This window comes from Microbacterium sp. ZW T5_45, from assembly GCF_044987415.1.
Lineage (GTDB): Bacteria > Actinomycetota > Actinomycetes > Actinomycetales > Microbacteriaceae > Microbacterium.
Window position 1 is genome coordinate 1 of sequence record NZ_JBJDRJ010000085.1, and the last position, 934, is coordinate 934.

2 protein-coding genes are annotated in these 934 nt (G+C 65.1%); both read left to right on the plus strand.

The annotated features are described in order from the left end of the window. Window positions 1-34 precede the first annotated feature (34 nt). The gene (locus ACI3KS_RS19605; protein WP_404920215.1) at window positions 35-379 is read left to right on the plus strand and encodes a transposase; all 345 of its coding nucleotides are present in this window, start codon (window positions 35-37) and stop codon (window positions 377-379) included. Beyond that, window positions 376-934: DDE-type integrase/transposase/recombinase (locus tag ACI3KS_RS19610; protein ID WP_404920216.1), on the plus strand; the 559-nt coding region annotated here is incomplete at its 3' end. The genes ACI3KS_RS19605 and ACI3KS_RS19610, both read left to right, overlap by 4 nt.

Sequence of the window (934 nt, forward strand, 5' to 3'; positions counted from 1 at the left end):
TGGGGTGCCCCTGTGATGGTGGAGTCTGGTCCTGATGGATGAGATGAGTGATGAGCGTGGGAAGAGGCCGCCGATCAGGAGGGTGCAATACACGCCTGCGGAGCGGGCGGAGGCGGTGCGGATCGTGCGGTCCTCGAAGGGGCGGACGATTCTGGAGATCGCGGCTGATTTGGGGATCAATGACCGGACATTGAACATGTGGGTCGTGGCGGCGCGGAACGCGCAGATCGATCCGGACGGGTCGATGTCGGATACGGCGAAGCGACGCATCCGGGAGTTGGAGAACCAGGTTGCCCGGTTGGAGAAGGATCTCGAGTTCGAGAAAAAAGCGCGGGCCTTCACCCAGTCGATCTCACTGCGTCGGAGAAGTTCGACGTGATCGATGGGTTGAAGGCCGACTTCGGAATCGCGTATCTGTGCGGCAAGCTCGGTGTCTCGGAGTCCGGATATCACGCCCGACAGGCACGATCATTGTCGGCCCGTCACTCACGGCGGTGGGAGCTGACCGCACGGGTGCTCGGGGCGTTCGTGACGTCGGGCCGCGCGGCCGGGTATCGGAAGATCACCGCGACGCTCAACGCGGACGGGATCCGCGTGAACCCGAAGACCGTGCTCCGGGTGATGCAGGGGCTGGGCATCATGCCCCCGGCCGCGCGGGCTGCGTATCGGAAAGCGGCCGCGCGAGCGCGTCGGACCCCCGACCCGCCGGATCTTCTCGAGCGGCGTTTCGGTGATGTCGTCGCCCCCGGGACGGTTCTGGTCGGAGACATCACCTATGTCGCGACCGGGGAAGGGTGGGTCTATCTTGCGACCGTCATCGATCTCGCGTCCCGGATGGTGCTCGGCTGGGCGACCGGGAAGACACAGACCGCTGAGCTCATCGTGAGGGCGATGAAGAGAGCCCAAGCGAGTGGACGTATCGAGCCGGGAGCGA

Excerpts from the sequence above, each read along its gene's own strand:
- ACI3KS_RS19605 (WP_404920215.1), top strand. The coding sequence starts at position 35 with ATGGATGAGATGAGTGATGAGCGTGGGAAGAGGCCGCCGATCAGGAGG.